This is a genomic window from Corynebacterium sp. HMSC05E07, from assembly GCF_001807225.1.
Lineage (GTDB): Bacteria > Actinomycetota > Actinomycetes > Mycobacteriales > Mycobacteriaceae > Corynebacterium > Corynebacterium singulare.
Genome location: NZ_KV788275.1, coordinates 79,063 through 79,329 on the forward strand (window position 1 = coordinate 79,063; position 267 = coordinate 79,329).

Here is a 267-nt window from a genome sequence, read left to right on the forward strand (position 1 = left end):
CATCCCCGCTTACGCGGGGAGCACGGTGGCCCTTATGGTGGTCATACTGCCGGAACCGGCTCATCCCCGCTTACGCGGGGAGCACAGCAAAGTGGGCTGGTACCCCTCAAACGCCACGGGCTCATCCCCGCTTACGCGGGGAGCACGCCTTCTTATCGACAGCCGAGTCTACGTAACCCGGCTCATCCCCGCTTACGCGGGGAGCACAGCGCCCTTCCTTCCTATCGGGCTCGATAACCGGGCTCATCCCCGCTTACGCGGGGAGCA